The sequence below is a fragment of the Pseudomonas sp. V88_4 genome, assembly GCF_029967985.1.
GTDB lineage: Bacteria > Pseudomonadota > Gammaproteobacteria > Pseudomonadales > Pseudomonadaceae > Aquipseudomonas > Aquipseudomonas glycinae.
Window position 1 is genome coordinate 427,115 of the sequence record NZ_JASCAF010000002.1, and the last position, 25,154, is coordinate 452,268.

21 protein-coding genes and 1 pseudogene are annotated in these 25,154 nt (G+C 59.5%); 9 read left to right on the forward strand and 13 right to left on the reverse strand.

Features of this window, described 5'->3' with window-relative positions:
* Positions 1-38: 38 nt before the first annotated feature.
* On the forward strand, positions 39-2,234 hold the full coding sequence (locus QLG12_RS04515; protein WP_282474000.1) for an OsmC domain/YcaO domain-containing protein: 2,196 nt from the start codon (positions 39-41) through the stop codon (positions 2,232-2,234).
* 67 nt (positions 2,235-2,301) lie between these two features.
* On the opposite strand, the gene QLG12_RS04520 is transcribed toward QLG12_RS04515, so the two are convergent.
* Together QLG12_RS04520 and QLG12_RS04525 are read right to left on the reverse strand one after the other, a co-directional pair.
* Complete coding sequence (locus QLG12_RS04520) at positions 2,302-3,600, reverse strand: carbohydrate porin (RefSeq protein ID WP_282474001.1); 1,299 nt, start codon at positions 3,598-3,600, stop codon at positions 2,302-2,304.
* A gap of 84 nt (positions 3,601-3,684) precedes the next feature.
* Positions 3,685-6,090 carry a glucose/quinate/shikimate family membrane-bound PQQ-dependent dehydrogenase gene (locus QLG12_RS04525; protein ID WP_282474002.1) on the reverse strand — a complete coding sequence of 802 codons (2,406 nt, stop codon included), beginning with the start codon at positions 6,088-6,090 and terminating at the stop codon, positions 3,685-3,687.
* Between the two features lie 284 nt (positions 6,091-6,374).
* Here QLG12_RS04525 and QLG12_RS04530 point away from each other — a divergent pair, with 284 nt between their 5' ends.
* Positions 6,375-7,346, forward strand: a complete 972-nt coding sequence (locus QLG12_RS04530; RefSeq protein ID WP_197868101.1) for a LysR family transcriptional regulator — start codon at positions 6,375-6,377, stop codon at positions 7,344-7,346.
* 71 nt (positions 7,347-7,417) lie between these two features.
* On the opposite strand, the gene QLG12_RS04535 is transcribed toward QLG12_RS04530, so the two are convergent.
* A complete protein-coding gene (locus QLG12_RS04535) occupies positions 7,418-8,569 on the reverse strand; it encodes an L-dopachrome tautomerase-related protein (RefSeq protein ID WP_282474085.1) in 1,152 nt (383 codons plus the stop codon).
* A 213-nt stretch (positions 8,570-8,782) separates the two neighbouring features.
* A complete protein-coding gene (locus tag QLG12_RS04540) occupies positions 8,783-9,580 on the reverse strand; it encodes an SDR family oxidoreductase (RefSeq protein ID WP_197868100.1) in 798 nt (265 codons plus the stop codon).
* 105 nt (positions 9,581-9,685) lie between these two features.
* On the opposite strand from QLG12_RS04540, the gene QLG12_RS04545 reads away from it, so the two are divergent.
* The gene (locus QLG12_RS04545; RefSeq protein WP_197868099.1) at positions 9,686-10,663 is read left to right on the forward strand and encodes a GlxA family transcriptional regulator; all 978 of its coding nucleotides are present in this window, start codon (positions 9,686-9,688) and stop codon (positions 10,661-10,663) included.
* A gap of 20 nt (positions 10,664-10,683) precedes the next feature.
* On the opposite strand, the gene QLG12_RS04550 is transcribed toward QLG12_RS04545, so the two are convergent.
* From QLG12_RS04550 to QLG12_RS04565, 4 genes are all read right to left on the reverse strand, one after another.
* Entirely contained in the window at positions 10,684-11,706 is a 1,023-nt protein-coding gene (locus tag QLG12_RS04550) for a transketolase family protein (RefSeq protein WP_282474003.1), read from the reverse strand.
* Complete coding sequence (locus QLG12_RS04555) at positions 11,703-12,551, reverse strand: transketolase (protein WP_197868097.1); 849 nt, start codon at positions 12,549-12,551, stop codon at positions 11,703-11,705. Before QLG12_RS04555 ends, QLG12_RS04550 begins: the two co-directional genes overlap by 4 nt.
* 18 nt (positions 12,552-12,569) lie before the next feature.
* A complete protein-coding gene (locus QLG12_RS04560) occupies positions 12,570-13,868 on the reverse strand; it encodes an MFS transporter (protein ID WP_282474004.1) in 1,299 nt (432 codons plus the stop codon).
* 94 nt (positions 13,869-13,962) lie between these two features.
* Positions 13,963-14,712 carry an SDR family NAD(P)-dependent oxidoreductase gene (locus tag QLG12_RS04565; protein WP_085745652.1) on the reverse strand — a complete coding sequence of 250 codons (750 nt, stop codon included), beginning with the start codon at positions 14,710-14,712 and terminating at the stop codon, positions 13,963-13,965.
* 197 nt (positions 14,713-14,909) lie between these two features.
* On the opposite strand from QLG12_RS04565, the gene QLG12_RS04570 reads away from it, so the two are divergent.
* Positions 14,910-15,824, forward strand: a complete 915-nt coding sequence (locus QLG12_RS04570) for a LysR substrate-binding domain-containing protein (protein ID WP_011334135.1) — start codon at positions 14,910-14,912, stop codon at positions 15,822-15,824.
* Here the strand turns inward: QLG12_RS04570 and QLG12_RS04575 are convergent.
* Complete coding sequence (locus QLG12_RS04575; RefSeq protein WP_282474005.1) at positions 15,818-16,618, reverse strand: DUF1206 domain-containing protein; 801 nt, start codon at positions 16,616-16,618, stop codon at positions 15,818-15,820. The two genes, QLG12_RS04570 and QLG12_RS04575, sit on opposite strands and share 7 nt — an antisense overlap.
* A gap of 282 nt (positions 16,619-16,900) precedes the next feature.
* Here QLG12_RS04575 and QLG12_RS04580 point away from each other — a divergent pair, with 282 nt between their 5' ends.
* Positions 16,901-17,131, forward strand: coding sequence for a hypothetical protein (locus tag QLG12_RS04580; RefSeq protein WP_197868347.1), 231 nt, complete (start codon positions 16,901-16,903; stop codon positions 17,129-17,131).
* A gap of 91 nt (positions 17,132-17,222) precedes the next feature.
* Entirely contained in the window at positions 17,223-18,074 is an 852-nt protein-coding gene (locus QLG12_RS04585; RefSeq protein ID WP_282474006.1) for a LysR family transcriptional regulator, read from the forward strand.
* 6 nt (positions 18,075-18,080) lie between these two features.
* Here QLG12_RS04585 and QLG12_RS04590 read toward each other — a convergent pair whose 3' ends face one another.
* A complete protein-coding gene (locus QLG12_RS04590; RefSeq protein WP_282474007.1) occupies positions 18,081-19,535 on the reverse strand; it encodes an MFS transporter in 1,455 nt (484 codons plus the stop codon).
* Positions 19,536-19,761: 226 nt separating this feature from the next.
* On the opposite strand from QLG12_RS04590, the gene QLG12_RS04595 reads away from it, so the two are divergent.
* From QLG12_RS04595 to QLG12_RS04605, 3 genes are all read left to right on the forward strand, one after another.
* A complete protein-coding gene (locus QLG12_RS04595) occupies positions 19,762-20,100 on the forward strand; it encodes an SDR family oxidoreductase (protein ID WP_282474008.1) in 339 nt (112 codons plus the stop codon).
* Positions 20,101-20,323: 223 nt separating this feature from the next.
* Complete coding sequence (locus tag QLG12_RS04600; RefSeq protein ID WP_011334144.1) at positions 20,324-20,983, forward strand: carbonic anhydrase; 660 nt, start codon at positions 20,324-20,326, stop codon at positions 20,981-20,983.
* A gap of 256 nt (positions 20,984-21,239) precedes the next feature.
* Positions 21,240-21,755: a cupin domain-containing protein gene (locus tag QLG12_RS04605; protein WP_282474009.1), complete on the forward strand. Its 516-nt coding sequence runs from the start codon at positions 21,240-21,242 to the stop codon at positions 21,753-21,755.
* 667 nt (positions 21,756-22,422) lie between these two features.
* On the opposite strand, the pseudogene QLG12_RS04610 reads toward QLG12_RS04605, so the two are convergent.
* From QLG12_RS04610 to QLG12_RS04620, 3 genes and pseudogenes are all read right to left on the reverse strand, one after another.
* A pseudogene (locus QLG12_RS04610) lies at positions 22,423-23,262 on the reverse strand (NtaA/DmoA family FMN-dependent monooxygenase); the annotation flags it as partial.
* Positions 23,263-23,297: 35 nt separating this feature from the next.
* Positions 23,298-24,143, reverse strand: a complete 846-nt coding sequence (locus QLG12_RS04615; RefSeq protein ID WP_236192859.1) for an amino acid ABC transporter permease — start codon at positions 24,141-24,143, stop codon at positions 23,298-23,300.
* Positions 24,140-24,961, reverse strand: coding sequence for an ABC transporter substrate-binding protein (locus QLG12_RS04620; RefSeq protein WP_282474010.1), 822 nt, complete (start codon positions 24,959-24,961; stop codon positions 24,140-24,142). Before QLG12_RS04620 ends, QLG12_RS04615 begins: the two co-directional genes overlap by 4 nt.
* Positions 24,962-25,154 lie beyond the last annotated feature (193 nt).

The window sequence follows — 25,154 nt, forward strand, 5'->3', positions numbered from 1 at the left end:
GCGGCCAATTTGTTTAGCCCGCTATTCTGGTAACCCGCATGGAAATCAAGGTCAATTTTCTCGACAACCTCCGACTCGAAGCCAAGTTCGATGACTTCACGGTGGTGGCCGACCAACCGATCCGTTACAAGGGCGATGGCTCTGCACCGGGTCCGTTCGACTATTTCCTGGCGTCGTCGGCCTTGTGCGCGGCTTACTTCGTAAAGTTGTATTGCAGTACCCGCAACATCCCGACCGAAAACATTCGTCTGTCGCAGAACAACATTGTCGATCCGGAAAACCGCTACAACCAGATCTTCAAGATCCAGGTCGAGCTGCCGGCAGACATCTCCGAGAAGGATCGCCAGGGCATCCTGCGCTCGATCGACCGTTGCACGGTGAAGAAGGTGGTGCAGGCCGGTCCGGAGTTCGTGATCGAGGAAGTCGAGAACCTCGACGCCGATGCCCAGGCCTTGCTGATGCCGGCTTCCACCTCAGGCGCGGGCACCTGCATTGCCGGCAAGGACCTGCCGCTGGAACAAACCATTGCCAACATGTCGGGGATTCTGGCCGACCTGGGCATGAAGATCGAAATCGCTTCGTGGCGCAACATCGTGCCCAACGTCTGGTCGCTGCACATTCGCGATGCGCAGTCGCCGATGTGCTTCACCAACGGCAAGGGTGCGACCAAAGAGAGCGCGCTGGCCTCGGCGCTGGGCGAATTCATCGAGCGGCTGAACTGCAACTTCTTCTACAACGACCAGTTCTGGGGCGAAGACATCGCCAATGCCGAGTTCGTGCATTACCCGGACGAGCGCTGGTTCAAGCCCGGCGCCAAGGATGAGTTGCCGGCAGAAATCCTCGATGAATATTGCCTCGGCATCTACAACCGCGACGGCGAACTGCGCGGCTCGCACCTGTACGACACCAACTCCGGCAACACCCAGCGCGGTATCTGCTCGTTGCCGTTCGTGCGTCAGTCTGACGGCGAGGTCGTGTACTTTCCGTCCAACCTGATCGAAAACCTGTTTCTCAGCAACGGCATGAGCGCCGGCAACACCCTGGCTGAAGCGCAGGTGCAGTGCCTGTCGGAAATCTTCGAACGGGCGGTCAAGCGCGAAATCCTCGAAGGCGAAATGGCCCTGCCGGATGTGCCGCAGGAGGTGCTGGCGAAATACCCGGGCATCCTCGCCGGCATCCAGGCGCTGGAAGAGCAGGGTTTCCCGGTGCTGGTCAAGGACGCGTCGCTGGGCGGTGAATTCCCGGTGATGTGCGTGACACTGATGAACCCGCGCACTGGCGGCGTGTTCGCCTCGTTCGGTGCGCACCCGAGCTTCGAAGTGGCGCTGGAACGCAGCCTCACCGAATTGCTTCAGGGTCGCAGCTTCGAAGGCCTCAACGATCTGCCGCAGCCGACCTTCTCGGGCCAGGCCGTGACCGAACCGAACAATTTCGTCGAGCACTTCATCGATTCCAGCGGCGTGGTGTCGTGGCGCTTCTTCAGCGCCAAGGCCGACTTCGAATTCGTCGAGTGGGACTTCTCCGGCAACGGCGAAAACTCCAACGCCGAAGAGGCCGCAACGCTGTTCGGCATCCTTGAAGACATGGGCAAGGAAGTCTACATGGCGGTCTACGAGCACATCGGCGCCAAGGCGTGCCGCATTCTGGTGCCGGACTATTCGGAGATCTACCCGGTAGAAGACCTGATCTGGGACAACACCAACAAAGCGCTGCAATTCCGTGCCGACATCCTCAACCTGCACAACCTGAGCAAAGTCGGCCTGCGTAATCTGGTCAAAGGCCTGGAACACAGCGAACTGGACGATTACACCGACATCACCACCCTGATCGGCATCGAGTTCGACGACAACACGCCATGGGGCAAGTTGACCATTCTCGAACTGCGCCTGCTGATCTACCTCGCCTTGCAGAAGTACGAGCAGGCCAAGGATCTGGTCGAAGCCTTCCTGCAATACAACGACAACACCGTCGAGCGCGGCTTGTTCTACCAAGCGGTCAACGTGGTGCTGGAAATGGAGCTGGACGAGGATCTGCAGCTGGAAGACTACGAAGCCAACTTCCGCCGCATGTTTGGCGACGAGCGCATGGATGCGGCGATCGGCTCGGTCAACGGCAGCGTGCGCTTCTACGGCCTGACGCCGACCAGCATGAAGCTGGAAGGGCTGGATCGGCACCTGCGCCTGATCGAGAGCTACAAGAAACTGCACGCGGCGCGAGCCAACTTCGCGGGTTGAGTCCGTTGGCAGCACGTACAAAAAAAGCACCTTCGGGTGCTTTTTTTGTGGTCGGCAAAGGATGGTGTCAGAGCGCGGCTTTCACCTGCAATCCAAACACCAACGCATTGTCGATGTCCTGGCCGGAGAACGCACCCGGTTCGATGATGTATTGCACATTCGGGCGCAGCGTCAGCCATGGGGTAGCTTGATAGCCGTAGCCGAGCTCGATCAATTGTTCGGCGCTGTCCAGATTGGGGAACGCGGCGCCATTGGCCATGGCGGTGTCTTGCAGCACATCGCGGCTGCGCGGGTTTGGCACTGCGCGGCCGTAACCCAGCGCGACGGTGTCGCGAGGGCGGCCTTCGAAAGGCTTGTACAGCACCAGGCCGGTGCCGTACCACTTGCTGAACGGCGAAGCTGCTTCGCTGGCCGCCGAGTATTGGCCGAAGGCGTGCAGACTGCGGCCTTCGGAGGTGTCCGAGGCCCAGACGGCCTGGTCGATCAGGACGTAATGGCCGCCACGTCCGGACACGTCCTTGTCACTGCCGATGCGTTTGACGTCGGAGCTGTCGTAGTAATACCCGAGCTTGTACTCGCCGGGCAGTTTGCCTGCCTGCTTGTAGACAAGTTCGATCGGCACCACGGTGCCGGTGGTGTGTTTCGGGCCCAGGTGCCAGGCGCGGCTGGAATTGCCGTTGCTTTCCGGGTCGACGTTGAACGCCGCCACGCGCAGTTGCCAGGCCGGGGAGAGGTCGTATTTCACCCGCACACCGAGGTGGGCGTTGGGGTAGTTGGTCCAGCCGCTGCCACCGGACATGTTCAGCGGATGGCCGCAGAAACCGGCGTTCATGAAGTTGCAGAGAATGCCGCTGTCCAGCCCACCGAGGTCGTTGCCCATGGCCATGTAGCCGAGTTTGACGTTCAGCGCCGGGGTAAACAGGCTGCGCTCGTAGCTCAGCTCGGTCAGGCGGGTGTAGAGGCCACCGTAGTTTTCCTGGATCGGCAGACGGTTGCCGACCAGGTCTTCCGAGGCACTGTTGCCGCGTCGATCGTTGATGGTCAGCTGAACCTTGCCGGCGTTGTCCACGCCGTACAGTTTGCTCAGGTCGAACTGCGCGCCGAGCTTGATGTTCTGCGAGTAACGCGCCGAGCGGTGCAGGCCGCCGTCGGCGTTGTAGGCGGTTTCGCCGGTGTAATCACCGGTGAACTTGACGCCGTCTTCGTCGAACTGGTGACGCAGGCCGCCCCAGTCGCCGGTCAGGGTGTTGCGGGTAAATACGTTCGAATCGGTATCGGCGAGGGCGGGCAGGGCAGCGCCGCAGGTGAAACCGAACAGCATGCCGGTGAAGACTCCGGCGTGAGAAAAGCGAACAACCAATGACATTGCGCAAATCCAGAACGAAGGACATGAAACAACGCGGCACCCGAAGGTGCCGCGCACAAGTGAAACGAAGGCGAACGCGACGGCTTACGGCAGGGCGTAAGCCATTACGTAGTCGCCACGGTCGGTCGACTGACGAGCGCCACCGGCGGTGATGACCACGTATTGCTTGCCGGTTTTCGGCGACACATAGGTCATCGGGCCACCCTGGCTGCCGACTGGCAGACGCGCTTTCCAGATTTCTTCACCGTTGGCGCTGTTGAACGCGCGCAGGTAGAAGTCCTGGGTGCCGGCGATGAAGATCAGGCCGCCCTGGGTCGACAGTGTGCCGCCGAGGGTTGGCAGACCGATCTTGATCGGCAGGTGCATGCGGATGCCCAGCGGGCCCGTGTCTTCAACGGTGCCGACCGGCACTTGCCAGGCGACTTTCTGGGTTTTCATGTCGATGGCGGTCAACGTACCGAACGGCGGGGCCTGGCACGGAATGCCGGCGACCGACAGGAAGCGGTTTTTGTTCACGGCGTATGGCGTGCCCTTGAGCGGCACGGCGCCCATGCCGGTGTTCAACGCTTCGCCACCGGAAGTTGCCTGGCCTTTGTTCTGCGACGGAATCATCTGAATCCACAGGCCCAGACGCATGTCGTTGACGAAGATGAAGCCGTGCACCGGGTCTGTGGAGATGCTGCCCCAGTTCATGCCGCCCAGCGAACCCGGGAAGCTCAGGGATTTATCAGTGCCCGGCGCGGTGTACAAGCCGTCGTAACGCATCGACTTGAAATCGATCCGGCACAGCAGCTGGTCGTAAGGCGTGGCGCCCCACATGTCCGATTCGGTCAGGTGCTGGGCACCGATTTGCGGCATACCGACCGATTTAGGCTGGGTAGGCGAGTACGGCTCGTTGGGGATATTGGCTGCCTTGACCGGCACTTCTTTTACTTCGGTCAACGGTTTGCCGGTGGCGCGGTCGAGTACGTAAATCTGCCCGGCCTTGGTACCGATCACTACCGCTGGTACGGTTTTGCCGTCCTTGGTGAAGTCGATCAGACTTGGCTGCATCGGCAGGTCGAAGTCCCAGAGGTCGTTGTGCACGGTCTGGAATACCCACTTTTCTTCGCCGCTGTTGGCGTCCAGCGCGAGGATCGACGCGCCGTAGGTGTGATCCAGTTTGCTGCGCTCGACACCATAGATGTCGGTGGACGAACTGCCCATCGGCAGGAATACGGTGTTGGTCGCCGGGTCATAGGACATCGGCGCCCAGCTGTTCGGCGTGCTGCGAACATAAGTTTTGCCATCGGCCGGTGCCTTTTTATCCTGCGGATTGCCCGGGTCGAACGCCCAGCGCATGGCACCGGTCATGACGTCGAAACCACGGATCACGCCGCCCGGCATGTCGGTTTGCACGTTGTCGGCCACACGACCGCCAACCACCACGGTGGTGCCGGCCATCAGCGGCGCGGAGGACAGTTGATAGTAGCTGTCCGGGACATCACCCAGACCGGCCTTCAGATCGACCTGGCCGTTGTTGCCGAAACCCCGGCAGAACTCGCCGGTGTCGGCATCGACCGCGATCAGGCGGGCGTCGATGGTGTTGGTGAGCAAGCGACGCGTGCAGTTGGCGACCGGGGCGGTCGGGGTCTCGCTCACTGGCGAGCTGGCCGGTTTGGCGACGGCGGCGCTGGCGTCGAAATACGCCATGCCACGGCAACGCTGCCAGACTTTGGACTGAGCGTTGATCGCGTTTTTCCAAAGTTCTTTACCGGTGTCGGCATCCAGCGCAATCAGGTTGTTGTGCGGGGTGCAGATGAACACCTTGTTGCCGATCTGCAGCGGAGTCAGCTGGTCTTCGGCGCCGTTGCCGTCGCTTTCGGCGATGTCGCCGGTGTGGTAGGTCCACGCGACTTTCAACTTGTCGACGTTGCTGCGATTGATCTGGTCCAGCGCGGCGAAGCGGCTGCCACCCTCGGTATTACCGTAGTGGGCCCAGTCTTTCTGCGCCTTTTCCGGCTCGACCGGCGTCAGGCCCGGGCCGGTGCCGGTAGGGGCGACGGTCGGGTGCGCGACGAACATGTTGCCGGCAGCCACGGCCAGTCCAACCGCCAGAACAGCCGCAACGTCGTAAGCGCCGCGACCTGCAATGTCGCCATTGGCGCGTTTGAGCAGCGGATAGACCAGCGCAACAACCAGACCCACGGCGCTGAACATGAACAGGCGCGAGAACACTGGCCAGAACACCAGCCCTGCATCGATCACGGCCCAGATGGCGGTTCCAACCAGAAACGCCGCGAACAGCCAGGCACCGGCAGGCTTGCGCAGCGCGATCAGCAGACCGGAGACGGCCATCACCAGACCACCCACCAGGAAGTACCAGGAGCCTCCCAGGCTGACCAATTTCACACCGCCAGCGGCCAGTGCCAAGCCGAGCAGGGCGATGATCACGCCCAGCCCGACCAGAATGAATGTTGATATGCCCGAGAGGCGTTGACTCTGCTTCACGTTGAATGTCCCGTTGAAATGAGGCGAGCATTATATAGTTAGGTAACTACCTAGTTAAATCACTAAATCAGCATGAAGTGTAGTTTGCTGCTCAGCGGAGCGTCGGATCGGGGAACGGTTTGCGCCTGCTAGGCTGCAAGCGATATTGAAATGCGGTTGAAAGTCGAATTTCTGTCAGGGGAAGTGGGATTTATGACAGACATGGCTCGCGCAGAGATTACGCCGGTACCTGGGCTGATTAGACTAATGGCTAACAGCCCCGGCGTCTGAGCGACGGCTGGGCAATGATCATTTTTCCCATTACGCTGAAAAACTTCGTCCGCACCCTACAGAATTTCGTGATCGTGAAGAAAATAGTCCGCGTAGATGACCTTCAGGTATTCGTCACCACGGCTGCGGCCGGCAGTTTCTCCGCCGCCGCCCGATTGCTGGACATTTCTCCAGCCTTGGCCAGCGGAGCGGTTCAGCGTCTTGAAGGCAGTCTTGGAGCAAGGTTGTTCGTTCGCTCGACCCGGCGCTTGAGATTATCGGACGATGGCGAACGCTACCTTTCCCATGCCCGGCAGGCACTCGAAGCGCTCGAAAATGGCGAGATCGCACTGAGTGAAGGTCGCGATGAAATCGCCGGCACGATTCGTTTGTCCATACCGTCGGATATCGGCCGAAACGTGTTGTTGCGATGGCTCGACGACTTTCAGCAACTGCATCCGAAAGTGCTGTTGCAGTTACGGGTCAGCGATCAGATTGCCGACCTGGTCGGCGAACAACTGGATGCCAGTATCCGCTATGGTTTGCTGGCCGATTCCAGCCTCGTCTCTCTGGCCCTGGCGCCGTCGAACAGAAGAACGGTCTGCGCCTCGCCAGACTATCTGGCCCGCCACGGCCGGCCTGCCGCACCGGAAGAATTGGGCAACCATAATTGCCTTCGGTTTGTGATGGGCGAGCAAACCTACGAACGCTGGAGCTTTCATTCGGCCGACGGTGTCAGGACCGTTCAGGTGACGGGCGACCGGGTCAGTGATGATGCCGATATCGTCCGGCGCTGGGCGGTTGCCGGTTTCGGAATCGTCTACAGGTCGAAAATCGATGTGCTGGATGACTTGCGCAGCGGTCGACTGGTGGAGCTGTTCCCGGCAGACGTCGGACAGCCGGCGCCGCTTCAGCTCGTGTGTCCCCATCGCACCTCACTCACACCGGCTGTACAGGCCTTGAGAACTTTCCTGGCGCAACGATTCGAACGTTACGTAGCTCAATGAGAACCTGACGAGGCTGGGGTGCCGCGTCAGGTTCAGGCCGTTGAGCCAGACCTCAATGCTCTGACGTTTCTCTAGTACGTCGCTGCAGGCTTGGCGCCGATCTTCACACGCATCAGGCTGTACGGTTTGACGCGTTTGTCCTGTCCGTCATTAAAACCTGCCGAGCGATGAAGCTGATTGGCGGTGAAATACAGATAGCCGTCTGGGCCGATCGACAACGTATCGGGCCAAAGCACTCGTGAGTCTTCGACCAGCGTCTGCCAGCGACCGTCCGGCAGGCGCTTGCGAATCGCGTTGTGCTCGTAGTCACCGGCGTACACGGCACCGTCGGCATCGGCTTCAAGACCGTCGGAAGCACCTTTTTCACCGAGGTCGACGACGGCTTTTTCCAGTTCGGCATCGCTCACAGCCGGATCACGCAACAGGGCAGTCGGCACGGCGTACAGATGCCTGCTCGATAATGGACAGAAGTAGAGCGTCTTGCCGTCACTGGACAGGGCAATGCCGTCAGACGCCACCGTCAACAGGCCGGTTTTGCCTTGAGCATCGCGCGTCACCAGGGCGGGCTTGCCTTCAACCTTCGGGATAAATGACGGGTCGGCCGAGGTGGATTTGGCGCCAGTCAGTCTGCGGCTGGCCTGGCCACTCGCCAGATCGACCACGATGATGCCGCCCGGGCCACTGACCGAAGAGTCGGTAATGTAGGCGGTCCCTTCCTTGCCTGTACGGAAGTCAAAGCGCACGTCATTGACATAGGTGGTCGGCAGGATGACGTCGTCAGGGAACACAATCGTTCTTGTGATCTTGTCGGACGTCAGGTCGATCGCCACCAGCTTGGCTCCGCCCGCCTGAGGCGCGGAAAACTTCGGTGCTGCCGTGTCGAGCACCCAGACGCGGCCTTTACCGTCGGCAACGACACTTTGCACGCTGATGAATCCCTTGGCCGGGTTCTGCGGATCCGCGACATTGGTTTTCAGATCAGGGTAGGGCACAAGCTGACCGTTGGAAATTTCCGCAACGGTGTAGGGCACGTCATCGCCCCAGCGGGGGAAGTTCACGAAGATACGGCCGGTTTCGGTCACCGTCACGCCTGTCGGCATGGCCCCGTTGAACGCGTAAACACGTTCGATGGCGGCGCCTTTGCCCGTATCACTTTGCGCGACGGCCAGGCCGCTTACGGATACCGCAAGGGCCAGGCCTGCAATTTTAAATAATCTGTTCATGTTCAAGTCCTTGAGCGCCAGTGATGTGAGGAGCCTTCAAGCACGCGTCGCGATAAATCAGTGAGCGCGAGAAGGCAGTGACAGGCTATGCGCGACGACCTTCTCCAGACAGAAGCAGATCGCAGGAAGACTTTCCGCATTTTGCGGAAAATACAAAACTGCCAGCCCTCCATCAGGGTGGGCTGGCAGCTTGACGACAGATGGCTTTAGCGATCAGTTGGCGTTGTAGCGCGGTGCGAGCCGGTTGCTGGAAAGCTCGGAGAACAAGGCCTGGCGGCTGGCTTCGTAATGCTCGTAACCTTGCAGGTCGTGCATCGAGGGGATGGAGATCAGCACGCCGTTGTCGAAATCCTGCAGAGCGCCGGCGACCAGGTCCTGGGCCGACATCACGATGCCCGGATCCAGATGCTCGACAGGCAATCCACCGATTTGCCAGAAGTCGGTCGCGGTTGCGCCGGGCAGGACGGCCTGGATCCGGATGCCTTTATCCGAGAGTTCCTTGTGCAGGGACTGGGTGAACGCGGTGACATAGGCCTTACTGCCGCCGTACACGCCGTTGAGCAGCTCCGGCGCCAGGCTGACGATCGAGGAAATATTGATCACGGCGCCTTGTTCACGGGCGACAAAACCTGGAATCGCGGCGTAGGTCAGGCGGGTGAGGGCGGTGACGTTGAGCGTGATCATCTCGGCCATCCGCTCGACATCACTCTCCAGCAGGCCGGTATGGGTGCCGATACCGGCATTGTTGACCAGCAAGGTGATGCTGGCGTCCTCACGCAACTTGCGTTCGACCTTGGCGAGGTCCTCGGGGCGGCCAAGATCGGCCTGCAACACTTCGATGTTCTGCCGGGTTTCGCTGGTCAGGCGGCTGGCCAGTGCGTTCAGACGTTCGCGGTTGCGCGCCACCAGCACCAGGTCGTAACCCCGGCGGGCAAGGTGTTCGGCGTAAATCGAGCCGATGCCGGTGGACGCGCCGGTGATGAGCGCAGTGCCTTTGTATTGTTGCGTCATGATCAAGCTCCGTGGGTTGGGTGTGGAGCCATGATGAAGGAGGTGGCGGATGTCTTAAACGACGTATATGGTAGTGTTTAAGGACGTTCAAAAAGGAGTTCAGTCATGCATCGCGTCGGCTATCTGATTACCGAAGGTTTTCAGGTGATGTCCCTGGCAACCCAGGCTGTATTCGAGTTCGCCAACATCGTTGCGGGGGAAGAAATCTACAAGGTCCAGAACTTCTCGATCGGCGGTGGGACCGTGCGTTCTTCGTTAGGCATGTACATCGACACGCTCCCTCTGGGCGCTCCGGGATTGGCCGATACCTGGATGATTACCGGTACGCTGACCCCGTTGAATCCACCAGATGAAGAAGTGCTGGCCAGCGTGCGCGCCTTCGTCGATGGAGCCCGACGCACAGCGGGTCTGTGCACCGGCTCGTTCGTTCTGGCGCAGGCAGGGGTTCTGGACGATCGGAGGGCGACCACCCACTGGGCTTATGCGAACAAGCTCCGTGAGCTGCATCCAAGAATCGAGGTCGAGGAAGACCGGATCTTCATCGTCGACGGTCCCGTCTGGACGTCGGCAGGCATGACAGCCGCGCTGGACATGGCGCTGGGCATGGTGGAAAAGGATTTGGGCACGGACATGGCCAGGTCGGTGGCGCACAAACTGGTCATGCATCAACGGCGTTCGGGTGGACAGTCCCAGCATTCGGAACTGCTCACGCTTGCTCCAAAGTCGGACCGTATTCAGAGTGCGCTGGAGTATGCGCGTACGCACCTGAGCCGCCCGCTCAGCGTGGAGGAACTTGCCGACGTCGTGCACTTGAGTCCCAGACAATTCACCCGGGTATTCACTGCAGAGACGGGCCAGTCACCGGCCAAAGCCGTGGAAAGCCTGCGTCTGGAGGCCGCTCGCGTGATGATCGAGCAAAGTCGTCACAGCCTGGATCGCGTGGCGAAGGAAACGGGGTTTCGAGACCGTCGCCACATGCGCGAAGTGTTCATGCGAGGGTTTGGCGTTCCGCCGCAGGCGGTTCGACGAGATGCCAGGCGGATCGGCCAGGAGAATCCATCTGATCGGGCCGCTCATCCGTAAGCGCCCCGATCAGCCAGCGGTCAAAGCCAGGACTTGATTTGCGCGCAGACGGCGTCGGTGGAAATGCCGTAGCGATCATGCAGTGTCGGCAGTGCGCCGGCGTCGAGGAACGCGTCGGGCAACGCGATCTGCCTGAACGTCGGCGTCACTCCGTTGCGCAGCAGTACCCCGGCAACCGCTTCACCCAGCCCGCCAATAATCGAGCTGTTTTCTGCGGTAACCACCAGCCGGCCAGACTTGCGGGCCTCGGCGAGAATGGTCTGTTCATCGAGCGGTTTGATCGTCGGCACGTGCAGTACGGCGACATCGACGCCATCGGTCTGCAACGCCTTGGCGGCCTCCAATGCACGCATGGTCATCAATCCGGTCGAGATGATCAGGACATCGTTACCGTTGCGCAGGGTCTTGGCCTTGCCGATCTCGAATTGATAGCCGTATTCATCCAGCACCAGCGGCACGTTGCCGCGCAGCAGGCGCATGTAGACCGGGCCCTGATGCGCGGCAATGGCAGGCACGGCCTGTTCGATTTCCAGCGCGTCACAAGGGTCGACGATCATCAGGTTGGGCATCGCCCGGAAGATCGCCAGGTCGTCGGTGGCCTGGTGGCTGGGGCCGTAGCCGGTGGTGAGGCCGGGCAATCCGCAAACGATTTTGACGTTGAGGTTTTCCTCGGCAATCGCCATGCAGATGAAGTCGTAGGCGCGACGCGAGGCGAACACCGCATACGTGGTGGCGAACGGCACGAAGCCTTCGCGGGCCATGCCCGCGGCCGCACTCATGAGCAACTGTTCGGCCATGCCCATCTGATAGAAGCGATCCGGGTGGGCCTTGGCGAAAATATGCAGGTCGGTGTATTTGGACAGGTCTGCAGAAAGGCCGACGATGTCCGGACGCTGATCCGCCAGGGCAGCCAATGCATGGCCAAAAGGTGCTGAGCGGGTGGCTTGGCCTTCAGAGGCAATCGAGGCAATCATCGCCGAGGTGGTCAGGCGCTTCTTGATCGGTTCGCCAGTCGAGGTCGGTGTGTTGGCGGTGTTGCTCATTGGTTTTTTCCTTCTTCAAGCGTGGTCAGTGCCAGATCCCATTCGTGTTCGTCCACGCGGATGAAATGGGTCTTTTCGCGGTTTTCGAGGAAGGGCACACCTTTGCCCATGGTGGTGTCGCAGATGATCACCCGTGGCTGAGTACCGGGGTGGTGGCGGGCGGCATCGAAGGCTTTGACCAGTGCGTCCAGGTCGTTGCCGTCGACGCGCTGGGTGAACCAGCCAAACGCTTGCCAGCGATCCACGATGGGTTCGAACGACAGGATCTCGCTGGAATGGCCGTCCGCTTGCTGGTTGTTGACGTCGACGATGGCGATCAGGTTGTCGAGCTTCCAGTGCGAGGCCGACATCACGGCTTCCCAGGTCGAGCCTTCGTTCAGCTCGCCGTCCGACAGCAGGTTGTAGACGAACGATGTCGAGCCCTTGCGCTTGAGACCCAGGCAGGCCCCGACGGCGATGCCCAGCCCCTGACCCAGCGAACCACCGGTGATTTCCATGCCCGGCGTGTAGGCGGCCATGCCCGACATCGGCAATCGGCTGTCATCCGAGCCGTAGGTTTCAAGCTCATCGAGCGGAATGATCTCGGCTTCGATCAGCGCCGCGTACAGCGCAATCGCGTAGTGACCGATAGACAGATAGAACCGATCACGCGGCTCCCACGCCGGGTCTTCGGGGCGATAGCTCAGCGCATGGAAGTAGGCGACCGCGAGCAGGTCGGCGGCACCGAGGGCCTGGCCGACGTAGCCCTGGCCTTGCACCTGACCCATGCGCAAGGCATGGCGGCGAATGTTGTGGGCGCGCTCGGCCAGCGTCTGGGGTGTTGTGAATGAAAGGTTGGCAGTCATGGTGAATTCTCCTGTGAATCAACGATTGACCAGGGCGGCGGGAATGCGCAGGACCAGCGAGGCGCCGATCAGCAATACGCCGGTGATCAGATACATGCCGATAGCGCTGGAGCCGGTGAGTGTGGTTATCCAGCCAATCAGGTAGGGCGAGCAGAAGCCGGCAAGGTTGGCGAAGCTGTTGACGGCGGCGATGCCTGCCGCAGCGGAGACACCGCCGAGCAGCGTGGTCGGGAGCATCCAGAACAGCGAGGTCGCGGACAGGATGCCGGAAGCCGCCAGGCACAGACTGAGAATGGACAGCATCACATTGCCTCCCATCAGCGCCGCGAGGGTCAGGCCGATGGCCCCGGCGATCATCGGGACGATGAGATGCCAGCGGCGTTCGCGATGTTTGTCGCCACTGCGTCCGACCAGCAACATGGCGGCGATGGCACAGAGGTAGGGCAGGCTGGTCAGCAAACCGATCTTCATCGGATCGGAGACCCCGGCATTACGCACAAGGGTCGGCAGCCAGAAGGTGATTGCGTACTGCCCCATCACCACACAGAAATAGATCCCCGCGAGCAGCCAGAGACGACGGTCACGAATGAATTCGCCCACGGACGCATGCGTCACTTTCTGCTGCTCATCCTCCGCCAGCTCACGGGTGATCAGGGCTTTTTCGTCGTCGTTGAGCCAACTGGCCTGATGCACACCATCCTTGAGGTAGCTGAGCACCAACAGTCCGACAACCACCGTAGGCACAGCCTCCAGCACAAACATCCATTGCCAGCCGGCCCAGCCGTGCATACCGGCGAAGTGGTTCATGATCCAGCCGGACAGCGGGCCGCCGACCATCCCCGACAACGGGATGGCGATGAACCACAACACCGTCATGCGCGCACGCCGGTAGGACGGAAACCAGTAGGTGAGGTACAGCAGCAGACCCGGCGCCAGGCCGGCTTCGGCAATGCCCAGCAGAAAGCGCAGGGCGTAGAACTGCCAGGCGGTTTCGACGAAGGCAAAGAGGGCGGAGACAATGCCCCAGGTGATCATGATGCGCGCGATCCAGACCCGCGCGCCGACCTTGTGCAGGATGATGTTGCTGGGCACTTCGCAGAGAAAGTAGCCGATGAAGAACATGCCGGCGCCCAGCCCGTAGACTGTTTCGCTGAGCGCCAGATCGTTCATCATTTGCAGTTTGGCAAAGCCGACGTTGACGCGATCGAGGTAGGCGCACAGGTAGCACAGCATCAGGAACGGCATCAGGCGCCAGGCGGTTTTACGGTAGGCGTTGGAACGCACCGCCGAAACGGCTTCGAGCGACAGGGTAGTCATGGTCTGATCTCTTGTTTTTATTGACCGCCGGGCAAGTCTGCCCGGCCGTATCATCGATCCAGAACCGCACGGGCCGCGAGGCCCGCTACGTGTGTCAGTGAATCAGCATGCCGCCGTTCACATCCAGGGTGATGCCGGTCAGATAGGAGGACAGGTCGCTGGCCAGGAACAGCGCTGCATTGGCCACATCCTGCGCCTCGCCCAGACGCCCCAGCGGAATGCCGTCGATGATCGCGTGGCGGCGTTCGTCCTGCATCAGGCCGCCCGTAATATCGGTGTGAATCAGGCCGGGGGCGATGGAGTTGACGCGCACGTTGTCCGGCCCCAATTCACGCGCCATGGCCTTGGCCAGACCCAGCACACCGGCCTTGGCGGCGCTGTAATGAGGCCCGCCAAAAATGCCGCCGCCGCGCTGCGCGGAAACCGAAGACATGCACACAATGCTGCCGCTGGCTTGCTGGCGCATGAGCGGAATCACCGCCTGAGACATCAGCAACGTACCGCGCAGGCTGACGTCCAGCACCTTGTCGTAATCACCGGGGCGGATATCGAGGGTCTTGAGGGGTTGGGTGATGCCGGCATTGTTGACCAGTATGTCGATCCGGCCAAAGTGTTCGATGATGGTGGCGACAGCCTGCTGCACCTGAGACTCGTCGGCGACGTTGGCAGCCAGGCCGAGATGCCCCTCGCCCAAAGAGGCGGCGGCATCGCGGGCAGCGGATGCGTCCAGATCCAGAATCACCACCCGGGCGCCATGTTGAGCGAAGGTCGTTGCTGTCGCGCGGCCGATACCACGTGCGGAGGCAGCACCTGTGATGATCGCGACTTTGCCTTGAAGAAGCATGGGAGAAACCTCTGATTGTTGTTATTGAGTCGGTCCGTGCAGAACCGATGACTCAGCTTGTCTCCCGGAACGACCCTGAGCAATAACGCAAATCTCACTGGATGCTGAAAAAAATTCAGCACTCGCCAACAGGCGGTTGCGGTGTTTGAATAGCCGAACGCCCGGCCTCAGCCACTTGCAGCGGAACAATCCTCATCATGAGTTCATCTGGCGAAGCTCCGCCGATCCTTCCACCCCTGAAAGCCATTCAGGCCTTTGAGCAAACTGCGCGCTTTGGCAACGTTGCGCGAGCGGCCGAAGTGCTGGACCTGACACCCTCGGCAGTCAGTCACCAACTGGCCAAACTCGAGGCGATGATCGGGCGCCAGCTGTTCCTCAGAACGGCCAGAGGGGTGACGTTGACGCCGGTAGGCGAGCAATACCTCTCCGAGATTTCCGGCATCCTGCACAGCCTGGCGGTGGCAACAGAGCGCGCGACCAGCGATGTCAGCCTCGACTGCCTGCGATTGCATTCGTCACCCAGCTTCGGCCTGCTGTGGCTGATGCCGCGCCTGGAACAGTTTCGCGAAAGCCATCCCGACATTCAGCTCAATCTCTCATGCTCCTATGAATCCCTGCACTTCAGTCGGGACAAGATCGACGTGGACATCCGCCACGGCATGCCGAACTGGCCAAGTTTCGAAGTACGCACGTTGCGCAACGAAAAAATCGCAGTCCTCGCATCGCCCAAGCTTCTGGAAAAACGCCCGATCCGCGCCGTCGCCGACTTGCTGGACTGCAACCTGATCCTGTCGGAGGCGACGCTGATCAAGTGGCCACAACTGTTTGCTCAACACGGGCTGTCGCGCCCTGAAAGCCCGTATACCTTGAGCTTTGACCGCTCCTACATGACCCTCGAAGCCGCCAGCCACGGGCTTGGATTTGCATTGGAAAGCACGCTGCTGGCGCAGGACTACCTGGCGCGCGGCGAGTTGGTCGAAGTGATTCCCGGGCTGAGTGCCCCGATCACCGCACACCACCTGGTTTTCCCGAAGGCGCATGCGGGGTTTCCACGGGTGAGGCGTTTTCTGGAATGGATGCAGCGTGAGTTGGGGCATGACTTCAGTTACTGAAGCACATCCATATTGATCTTGCGCCAACACGCTTCCGAGAAACTGTAAACCGAGAACGCAATGAGCCCCAGGGCCATCACCATCAACACAAGCCATCCAGCGGGTAGATTCTGCAGCGCGTCCAGTGCTTCCTTCATGCCCGGCGGGTCCATGGCTTGATAAGCGGAACCGCTGACGGCCAGCAGCAAAGCAATTTCCATAAACACGATGCCGCGGGCGATCAGGCCGAATCGAGATACCGGACGGACATAGCGCATGACCTCTTCGTCGGCCTCGAAATACTTCTCGAACGAGGCCTTCCAGCCCTTGATGATGTGAGCAATGCCAACTCCCAGCGGGATGAGCGCAATCAGGTACAACAACAGATTCGAGTGTTCCCACGACAAAAGATGTGCCAGCCAATCTTTGGTTTGCTCTGCGGAATGGCTCGAACGGCGGCTACCGCTCACAAGCAGGCCCAATGCAAAAAACGCCAGAGCACCGTTGACCAGACCTCCTGCAAACAGGCCCGCACGAATCACCAGACCTTTGAACTGCGTGCCATGATGATCGACATCGCGTATGGCTTGCAGGACACGCCAGGCTGCAAACGCAAGCAGACCCGCCACCACGAGTCCCACCAGAAAATAGCCGAACGGCTGGCTCAGCAAGGCTTCCAGGCTCTTGTGACTGTCCTTGGGTTTTGTCGAATCATGAGCTGCCAATAACGCGAATATGCCGATAATCAAATAAAGCACTCCGCGAGCGGCGTATCCGCCCCGAGCGAGTATGACGAGACTGCGTTGCGCGGACATTGGATAGATTTCCGAGGACTGGTAAGAGAGCAGACCCTTGTTGCTGAAAGGGGTTCTGTTACAAATCGGAGGCCGGACATTTACCCGGAGTGCGATGAATGAAGGGGACGAGCTGACGTTGCGAGCGGGACGATCCTGACCCATCATTCAGATTCATATTGATGCCGTGGTGAAAATGGACAAGCAACTGGCTGGTTACTCGATTGTATTGACCATCATCTGGGTTTCAGCGGTTATCGCGGTCATGTACTGGATGTCTAATTGAACGTATTGGGTGGCGATGTGGAAGGCGTGGTGTTGGGCGACAAGATTCAGCGAGAAGCGGATCGACTGCTGGCGCAGATTGTCCGGGCAGACTCGATGATCATTGCTGTCAAGGCGGGGGCGCGGGCGGATGGGTTTGTACTGGGACTGGAAACCGGCGGGGCCTTGCGTGCCGGTGATGCCGAGAGGCTGTACATCATTTTCGAAGCCGCGCTGGTGGAGCGTTTGAAGGCATTGTCGCGAGGCTGATCAGATCGGCTGATTGAATCGAAATTCACGAACAGCCATCTACTTGAACTATAAGCTGACCACTCAATGTTCATTTGTACGGGGCGAGGGCATGGACTGGAGTGACATGCGGATCTTCCTGGCGATCGCCCGCAACGGTTCGCTGGGCGGAGCCGCCAGGGAGTTGGGGGTCAGTCACCCGACGGTCGGACGGCGGTTGCAGGTGCTTGAACAAACCAGTGGGCAAGCCTTTTTTCTGCGGACCGCCCAAGGGCTGGTGCTTACGGACAGTGGCGAGAGGATTCTCGGTCTCGCGCAGGATATGGAGCACAGCGCCCTGGCCATCGAACGGCGTCTGGCGGGGCATGGCGATCAGCCGGAAGGCGTGTTGCGCATTTCCTCAGCCGACTGGTTCGCCTGCCATGTGTTGTCGCCGGTCCTCAGCGAACTGGTTCAGCGCTATCCGTTAATCGTGCCCGAAGTCATAGCCGGTCATCGGCTGTTCGACCTTGCCCGCCGGGATGCCGACATCGCTTTCCGGATCGTGCCTTTCACCGAACCCGACATAGTGCACCGCAAGCTGACGACCCTGCCGTACGGGCTCTACGCCGCATTGCATGCCCCTGCGCCGCAGCCGGGCGGCGAGGGGTTGGGCCTGATTCTGATGAACATCGCCCAGTCCCATTACCCGGACGTGCAATGGCTGCAGCAACGCTATCCACTGGCCCGCACCGTGTTCACCAGCAGCAGCCGTACGGTTCAGGCACAGATGTGCGCAAAGGGGCTGGGCGTTGCCGTTTTGCCCCGCGTCCTCGGTGACTCCGTGTCGGGACTTCGACTGCTGGATGAGGACGAGCCACCGCCAGGGCGGGATATCTGGATGGGCTATCACCAGGACATGCGCCAGATGGACCGGCTACGCGCACTGGCTGACCTTGCCTCCAACATGATCGGTGCGGGGTAGCGCGCCTCAGGTCGGGCGAACAGCCGAGGCTTGCGCTACCGTCGCTGACTCGCGCGCTAACGTCAGGCTTATCGCTGCCCCTACGGCCAGGCAAACGGCGATGCACAGAACAGCGATCGTGAGCGCATGAGTGATGCTGACCACCGTCGCCGGTTCTCCCAGCAAGGTGTAAAACACACCGCCAATCAGTGCGACGCTCAGCGATGTGCTGATCTGCAGCGTTGCGCTGGTGATGCCTGCGATCATCCCGGCATATGCTGGCGCCACCCGGCCCGTGACCATGCGCATCAACGTCGGCAGGCCGAGCCCCTGTCCCAGACCGATCAGGAACAGGATGACCGTCAGAGAAGTGAAGGGCGGGGCGAGGGTAGTCGGTGTCACTGACACGAGCCAGCCCAGCCATAGTAATCCGACGACTTCCAGCCCCATGCCTACCGGATTCACGTAACCCCCGAGGACGCGCCTGAGGAGTGGAACCGACAGGGGGCCGAGCAGAAATCCTGCGCCAAACGGCAGAAAGATCAGGCCGGCGTGCAATGCGCTCATATGCAATGCGCTTTGCGTGTACATCGAGAACATCAGAAAAAACACACCGATTGAATAGAAGCAAAGCGCGACCAGAAGCGCTCGCCCCAGGCCCGGTGCTTTCAGTACGGCGGGGGCGAGAATGGGCGTCCCGCCGGCCCTGTGCAAGCGGCTCTCGTAGCGCCAGAACACTACCGCCAGCGCAGGGCTGGCGGCCAGCGACAGCCAGGCCCACCACGGCCATCCTGCCTCGCGGCCTTCAATCAAAGGCACGACCAAAGTGGTCAAGGTCAGCATCGACAACGCGGTGCCCACCAGATCCAGCTTGTTCGCGTGCTGCGCACGGGTTTCTTTGAGTACCGGGATGCCGAACGCAATCACCAGCAACGCAATCGGCAGGTTGACCAGGAAGATCGCGCGCCATCCCATGCCCAGCACATCAACTTCAATCAAAAAGCCGCCCAGTGCCTGACCGATCACAGACGCCAGTCCAAATACGGCCCCGTAAATGCTCAATGCCAATGGTCTTTCCGACGCCGGAAAAATCGCCTGCACTGAAGCAAGTGCCTGCGGGGCCATCACGGCGGCGGTCACGCCCTGCAAGGCGCGTCCGAGGATGAGGATCCACGGCGAAACCGCCAGGCCACACATCAGCGACGCGGCGGCGAAGCCCAACAAGCCAAGGAAGAACATCCTCCCGCGGCCGTACAGATCGCCGAGTCGCCCGCCGGTAATCAGCGTCACGGCATAGAGCGTTGCATAGGAAGAAATCACCAGTTGCTCAGCAGAGGAGGCTGTCCCCAGATCCTCTTGTATCGAGGGGAGGGCGACGTTGACGATAAAAAAATCCAGGGGCGGCAGAAACGCACCGACGAGCAAGATGGCAAACATCAACCAGCGCCGGGGTTCGGGCACTTCGATTTCGATTCGAGACATGACAGGCATCCTGTAGCGAGACTCAGGTTTGACGACTCAAGGGCAAGGCTTTGCGCCTGCTTGGACCAGGTCGCCGGGTCCCAATTTAGGGAATCGCTCCAGCGTTTTCGCCTTACAAAACTGCACGGCCAACGTTCATTCCTGTCAGTGCCGCTCCGCTGCGATGGTGCTCACCATGGGCAGGTCGTTTCAGACATTCCCTTCATCAACGACCGAGGAGTCAGACATGTCAGGTAAATTCAGTGATCAGGTTGCCGTCGTGACCGGCGGTTCCACAGGGATCGGCTTTTCCATCGCGCAAGCCTTGATCGCCGAGGGCGCCAAACGCGTTTACATCACTGGACGGGCAGCAGACAGGCTGGAGGCGGCAGTTGCCAGACTCGGCGACAAAGCTGTCGCGGTGGTTTCCGATGCGCTGCGCCAGCACGTCGAGCAAATCACGCCATTGGGCTACATGGCGCAACCCGAAGAAATTGCCAGCGCGGCACTGTTTCTCGCCTCGGACGACGCCAGATACGTGAACGGCGTGGAGCTGATGGTCGATGGTGGTTTATCGCAAATCTGAAGCAGGGGTTGATTAAGCTCCGTTGGCAGCAGCGGCGGCAGCAAAACTGCTGTCGAGGCAACTGAACCGCATAGGGGTTTTGGTCGTAAAAGGTTTGGAAACGAAGGTTGAGCGGTGTGAGGTCGCGCACTCGCATGCGACGTCTGCAATAATGACGCCCCACTGAGGCGCGAAGGCATCGAGTGCTCGTCTCGGCATCCGGAATCAGGCTTTGGAGGACTTTATGCGTGACATTATTGATGGCTTTCTGCGTTTTCAACGCGAGGTGTATCCACAACGCGTCGAGCTTTTCAGGCAGCTTGCGACAGAGCAAAACCCAAAGGCGTTGTTCGTTACATGCTCGGACAGTCGTGTAGTGCCTGAACTGCTCACACAGCGCGAGCCGGGTGAACTGTTCGTGATCCGCAACGCCGGCAATATTGTGCCGTCATATGGTCCTGAACCCGGTGGTGTTTCGGCCACCGTCGAATATGCGGTTGCAGTGCTTGGCGTACGGGACATCGTGATCTGCGGCCACTCGGATTGCGGAGCGATGGGCGCGATTTCACGCTGCACGTGTCTGGATCATCTTCCGGCCGTTGCCAACTGGCTTCGTCACTCGGACGCCGCGAAAGCGATCAATGCGGCGCATGAGTTCGATACACCGCGCGACAAGCTCGATGGCCTCGTTCGTGAAAACGTGATCGCACAACTGGCGAACCTGCGGACTCATCCATCGGTGGCGCTTGCACTTGAGCAAGGACGCTTGAATTTGCATGGCTGGGTCTATGACATCGAGGCGGGTTGCATCGATGCGCTGGATGGCGCCACTCGACGCTTCGTTCCACTGTCCGATTCACCGACCACCGTTGCCGTCGCTGCGCGCAATGGTGGTCAGATCTAAGGGCGACAGACAGGGCGGGACGGGGAAAATTTCGTCCCGGCCACGGGTCGCAGACATGAATAAAAGGTACCGTCGATAAGCTGGTTTTCTGGAGCGAGAAAAATATCCCAGGCGATTTGCGCAGAAGGGCCTTCGGCATGTCAACGCGACAAAAATGAGGGGATTACCTTCAATTAAGCTACGAATTGAAGCTAACTACACTAAATGATCGTTTAGTAGAGTTATTACGCAACGTATTAATCCCACGGAGCAGGTCATGAATCCACGCCTGATTACTGCGTCAAATCTGGTTGCTGCATTGGACCTTGAGCCTCACGTCGAAGGCGGTTTCTTTCGTAGAACCTATCAGGCCGACCATCGTGACATGCTCGAAACCGAAGGTGGTCAACGATTTCTGATGACGTCGATCTACTACTTGCTGACTGCGGAATCGCCAGTGGGCCAGTTTCATTTCAATCAGTCCGACATCCTGCATTATTTCCATCTGGGTGACGCCATCGAATACAGCCTGATCCTTGCAGACGGTTCATTGCAGACGTTAGTGATGGGCAGCGATGTTCTGGCCGGACAACATTTGCAATTGCATGTACCGGGCGGAGTCTGGAAAGCATCCAGACTGCTGAATGGCGAGAACGGATTTGGTTTGATCAGCGAAGCGGTTTCACCAGGGTTTGATTTCGCCGATATGGAAATCGGAAATCGACGGAAACTCACAACGCAGTATCCGCAGCATCGAGCGCTGATTGAAAAGCTGACGCGTGACGAGGATTGAGAGCGGCACATTTCAAATAGAGGATCTGCAGGCATCAAGGATCAGGTCGTTTGAGAGCGATGCTGGAGATTGAAATGGTGTGCGCAACCGGGCTGGCGTCGTAACATCTTGTTACGTGTAATGTATATTATGTTAAATCACAGGTCATGTCGCTCATGTTCATGAGCCGCCTAAACCACTGATTCGACAAAACCGCTTCTAAAGTCCACGCTCTCAACGTTCCATGTCCTTCGCGTTCATGGCATGTCCGTGAATCAGGTGGCTACCGATGAAGCTGATTCAGTGCCGTTACGTCATTGAACTGAGCGCGTTGCGTATCAAGAGTTTTTAACTCTTTGGGAACGCGGAGAGTTCGATAATCAGCGCTTAGTCCAAGCGTTCTATAACCATTTTCGGCTTCATCGTCTGAGCGACCAAACGCGCCTGTTCGGTCTCTATGAAACTGACGGAGACAAGGCCATGACCGCAACCTCCCGCCTGTTCCAAATCTGATAACTCCGAATCGGCGTTTCGCGAAAGCTGGGTCAGCCTTGGGTCAATAGTCGCCTCTCATAGCCGAACCCAGGTAATAGGCAAACACCACAACTGCATTCAAGAATTCTCACCCGATCACACAAGATTTTTCTTGTTCCCATCCCCTACCCTGATTCCTAGAATTTCCTCGCGCTGCATTCACGTCTTCACGTTGACGCCCACGCGCCTGCGCCTGGGCCCAGATGTCTTCCAGGCCCTGACGGATTTCCTGCGGGTTGGATTTGGCGATGAAGATCAGTTCCGCATGCTTGGCGGCGAACTCTCGACCGCGCCCCGACCAGCCCGCCTGAATCAGCAATGGTGTGCGCTGCGGAGACGGAGCGGTCAGGTGCGGCCCGGCCACGCGATAGTGCGCACCCTGGTGATTGATCGGTCGCACCCGGTCGCCTCTGGCATACAGCTGGCGGGCCTTGTCGGCCACCACGGCGTCGTCGGCCCAACTGCCTTCCCAGAGTTTGTACACCACATCGAGAAACTCCTCGGCACGCTCATAGCGATCGTCATGCTTGATCATTTGCTCCAGCCCGAAATTGCGGGCGGCGCTGGACAGGTAAGAGGTGACGATATTCCACCCCACTCGCCCATTGGTGAGGTGATCAAGCGTGCTGAAGCGCCGGGCGTGGGTAAACGGGTGCTCATAACTGGTGGTCACCGTGACACCAAACGCCAGGTTTTCCGTCACGGCTGCCAACGCCGGAATGATCATCAACGGGTCGTTGGCCGGTGCCTCCACCGCCCATTTCATCGCCGCATCGGCGTTGCCGCCGAACACATCGTAGAAACCCAGCACGTCACCAAAGAACAACATATCGAGGTGCGCCTGATCGGCAATCCGCGCCAGGTTTGACCAGTAGCCCAGCGAGTTGATCGCCAGGCGTTCGTCAGCCGGGTGCGTCCACAGACTCGGCGCACCGCCGCACCCGACGCTGGCTTGTTCATAGAGTGCAAACAGCAGAGGTTTAGGATCGGACATCTGGGTTCCTGCAAGAAATCATTCAAAGGAATGGCTCAGCGCTGATGCTTGAAGCCTCTGCCGTAATGGCGTTCGAGGCGATGCTGGATCAGTTCGAGACCGATGGATAAAAGCCAATAGATGGCGGCTGCGGTGGTCAGCATTTCAATGTAACGGTAGGACGAACGCCCGTACGACTGCGCCAGAAACATCACTTCCCAGACCCCCATGACCGAAATCAGGGAAGAGTCCTTGAGCATCGAAATGAACTGGCTGGTGGTCGGCGGAATGATCGTGCGCATGGCTTGCGGCAGGATGATGTGGATGAACGTCGCGGCCGGCCTCAGGCCCAGTGCAGCGGCTGCTTCGCGCTGACCCGGGGCAACAGCGAGGATGCCGGCACGAAAAATCTCACTCAGATAAGCCCCGTAGTTGAGCGACAGCGCGATGATCCCGGCGCTGATTGCACCCGGCACCACGCCCAACTGCGGCAGCCCCAGATAGATCAACAGGATCTGGATCAACAGCGGTGTGCCGCGAAAGAACGAGGCGTAGAAGCTGGCGATACCAAACGCCACGGCGCTGCTCGACAGCCTGGCCAGCGCGGTGACAAAGCCCAGCAGTAACGACAACCAGATCGAGCAGAAACACAGGAATATCGTCAGCGCAGCGCCCTGCAAGAACCCGTTCGGGCCCAGATGCAGGCCGACCAGGTTCGGCCACTTCTCCAGAATGATCGAAAACTTCAGATCGAAGCGCATGAAAAACCACACGCCCAGACCCGACAGCGCCGCCCATGTCAGATACAGGCGCGTGCGAAAGCCGAATAGCTGACGTGTCAGTGGCGGCTGCTTTTGCGAGCTGACAGCCGCTTTGGCCGGATGCGGATTGATGGCTGTCATTGGCTGATATCAGAACCGATCCACTTGAGGGATATTTTGCTCAGCGTGCCGTCAGTCTTGAGTTGTGCGATGACTTCGGTGACTTTCGCATTCCATTGCGGATCGCCTTTTTCGACCGCCACCACGTTCGGTTCGGCATACAGTGGATCTCCGGCAATCTTGAAGCGCGGGTCCTGAGCGATGCGTTCACGGGCGGTGATGAGGTTGGTGACCATGGCATCCAGGCGCACGCCGGTGCCCAGTGCGAGATCCTGGAAGGCCACGGTTTCATTGTCGTAAGGGGCGATCTGGACATTGTCGAACGGATAGCTCAACGGTTTGTCCTCGGCGCCTTCAATGACCAGATCCTTGTTCAGATAGGCCTCATAAGTCGACGCACTGATCACACCGACTTTTTTGCCGGACAAGTCCTTGCCAGTGGCAATGCCCTTGTCCTTTGCATTGACCACAATCACCGCCGGCGACTGGTAATACTCCACGGGGAAGTCGAACACTTCGGCCCGCGCCTTGCTCGGTGTCATCGAGCACACGCAGATGTCGTATCGACCGTTCCAGTGCCCCGCGGCAATGACGTCCCAGGATGGGGTTTCAAGTTTCAGCTTGACCCCAAGGCGCTCGGCCACAGCCTTGGCCACATCCACGTCGAAGCCGTCGAGCTGGTTCTGGTCATTGAGAAAAGAGAACGGCGGGTAACTCTCCATCAGAACACCGGTGAGCTCCCCTTTTTGCGTCACGCGATCAAGGGTGGGCCCCGCGAATGCTGCAGAGCAACTGACGGCGAGCGCCAGGCCAAGTGTCAAATGTGTCGGGATCTTCAAATGCGAATGCTCCAATCAGGAAAAACCTGATTAGATTAAAACGCACTATAAAATTAATCTGAACTTCGTTTTGGGAATAAAAAGCTGCGCTTGGGCTATATGGATTTCAGACTTCACCCTTAAGCAAAGCGCACTCGACTCCAAGCGCTGTAGGGGCAAGCAAACGATTCACTTGTACGATGTCCTATCACAG

Coding starts and splice junctions, on each gene's coding strand:
- QLG12_RS04515 (WP_282474000.1), top strand. CDS start 39: ATGGAAATCAAGGTCAATTTTCTCGACAACCTCCGACTCGAAGCCAAG.
- QLG12_RS04520 (WP_282474001.1), bottom strand. CDS start 3,600: ATGTCATTGGTTGTTCGCTTTTCTCACGCCGGAGTCTTCACCGGCATG.
- QLG12_RS04530 (WP_197868101.1), top strand. CDS start 6,375: ATGATCATTTTTCCCATTACGCTGAAAAACTTCGTCCGCACCCTACAG.
- QLG12_RS04535 (WP_282474085.1), bottom strand. CDS start 8,569: ATGAACAGATTATTTAAAATTGCAGGCCTGGCCCTTGCGGTATCCGTA.
- QLG12_RS04540 (WP_197868100.1), bottom strand. CDS start 9,580: ATGACGCAACAATACAAAGGCACTGCGCTCATCACCGGCGCGTCCACC.
- QLG12_RS04545 (WP_197868099.1), top strand. CDS start 9,686: ATGCATCGCGTCGGCTATCTGATTACCGAAGGTTTTCAGGTGATGTCC.
- QLG12_RS04550 (WP_282474003.1), bottom strand. CDS start 11,706: ATGAGCAACACCGCCAACACACCGACCTCGACTGGCGAACCGATCAAG.
- QLG12_RS04555 (WP_197868097.1), bottom strand. CDS start 12,551: ATGACTGCCAACCTTTCATTCACAACACCCCAGACGCTGGCCGAGCGC.
- QLG12_RS04560 (WP_282474004.1), bottom strand. CDS start 13,868: ATGACTACCCTGTCGCTCGAAGCCGTTTCGGCGGTGCGTTCCAACGCC.
- QLG12_RS04565 (WP_085745652.1), bottom strand. CDS start 14,712: ATGCTTCTTCAAGGCAAAGTCGCGATCATCACAGGTGCTGCCTCCGCA.
- QLG12_RS04570 (WP_011334135.1), top strand. CDS start 14,910: ATGAGTTCATCTGGCGAAGCTCCGCCGATCCTTCCACCCCTGAAAGCC.
- QLG12_RS04575 (WP_282474005.1), bottom strand. CDS start 16,618: ATGTCCGCGCAACGCAGTCTCGTCATACTCGCTCGGGGCGGATACGCC.
- QLG12_RS04585 (WP_282474006.1), top strand. CDS start 17,223: ATGGACTGGAGTGACATGCGGATCTTCCTGGCGATCGCCCGCAACGGT.
- QLG12_RS04590 (WP_282474007.1), bottom strand. CDS start 19,535: ATGTCTCGAATCGAAATCGAAGTGCCCGAACCCCGGCGCTGGTTGATG.
- QLG12_RS04595 (WP_282474008.1), top strand. CDS start 19,762: ATGTCAGGTAAATTCAGTGATCAGGTTGCCGTCGTGACCGGCGGTTCC.
- QLG12_RS04600 (WP_011334144.1), top strand. CDS start 20,324: ATGCGTGACATTATTGATGGCTTTCTGCGTTTTCAACGCGAGGTGTAT.
- QLG12_RS04605 (WP_282474009.1), top strand. CDS start 21,240: ATGAATCCACGCCTGATTACTGCGTCAAATCTGGTTGCTGCATTGGAC.
- QLG12_RS04615 (WP_236192859.1), bottom strand. CDS start 24,143: ATGACAGCCATCAATCCGCATCCGGCCAAAGCGGCTGTCAGCTCGCAA.